The sequence below is a fragment of the Carnobacterium sp. genome, from assembly GCF_032094055.1.
Taxonomy (GTDB): Bacteria; Bacillota; Bacilli; order Lactobacillales; family Carnobacteriaceae; genus Carnobacterium_A.
This window is the reverse complement of sequence record NZ_DAMDAK010000143.1, coordinates 1-1,199: the sequence shown is the minus strand read 5'-3', so window position 1 is coordinate 1,199 and position 1,199 is coordinate 1. Positions and strand designations below refer to the sequence as shown.

Annotated in this window: 1 protein-coding gene; it reads left to right on the top strand. The window is 33.4% G+C overall.

What is annotated here, in order from left to right:
* Positions 1 to 1,100: glycosyltransferase (locus RT405_RS13415; protein ID WP_313470376.1), on the top strand; the 1,100-nt coding region annotated here is incomplete at its 5' end.
* Positions 1,101 to 1,199 lie beyond the last annotated feature (99 nt).

The following is a 1,199-nucleotide window of genomic DNA, read 5'->3' as shown; positions in this document are numbered from 1 at the left end:
AAAAGTTATGTCTTTGTATGATTGTTAAAAACGAGTCTAGAATTATGGAAAGATGTTTAAATGCTACGAAATCAATTGTAGATTTTGTTTCTATTTGTGATACTGGATCAACTGATCATACACCTGAAATTATTGAAAATTGGTGTAAAGAAAATGAAATCCCTGGAACAGTTCATCATGAACCATTTAAAAACTTTGGTTATAACAGAAGTTTAGCTGTTTCATTGGCACAAAAAACATATCCAGAAGCAGATTATTTATTAATATTAGATGCAGATATGATATTAGAAGTTGATCCCGAATTTGATAAGACGAGTTTAACAGAAGATCATTATCTTACATTGCAATATGATATTCATATTAAGTATTGGCTTACACGCCTTTTAAAAGCTTCTTTACCATGGAAATCTGTCGGTGTTACTCATGAGTATTGGGATATAGATCGTTCAAAAGTTGGAGCGAATTACAATACGAGAGTAGCTAGGCTAGAGACGCTTGTCGTTAACGATCCTGGGGATGGTGGTAGTAAAGCCGATAAATTTGAAAGAGATGAGAGGTTGTTGTTACAAGGAATAAACGACCCAGAAACAACGCCAGACTTGCATATAAGATATTTATTTTATTTAGCCCAAACTTATTTTCATTTAAGTCAATTTGAAGATTCGATTAAATGGTATAAAAAACGAGTGGAAGCAGGCGGATGGGTTGAAGAGGTATTCTATTCGTTATTGCGAATAGGATTTTGTTATGAACAACTAGCAACTCGTTCAGCAAATAAACAACTTGAAGTAACAGAAGCGGATGAAAAAGAAAATGCTAAGAAACAAGAAGAGCAATATACAGCATTAGCTGTTCTTTATTTTCAAAAAGCGTGGGAATATAGACCAACTAGGGCTGAGCCATTATATCAACTTGCAAGAATGTATCGATTAAAATCTCAAAATAATATTGCTTTGATGTATGCCCTGCAAGGGAAGGAAATTTATATACCACATAAAAAGCATTTAGGTGCAGTGTCACAAAAATTTTTGGAATCGAAAAAAGATGAGTTACCGTTGCATATAGCAAATATGGTAGAAAGTAATGCGAAATTTTATTAAATACAATTTCGGTTAAAGGAGTAGTGGAGTAATAATGGAATTAATACGATGGGCGCTAGAACTAGGGGAATCTGTGCATGGAAATACGTATGAAGAATT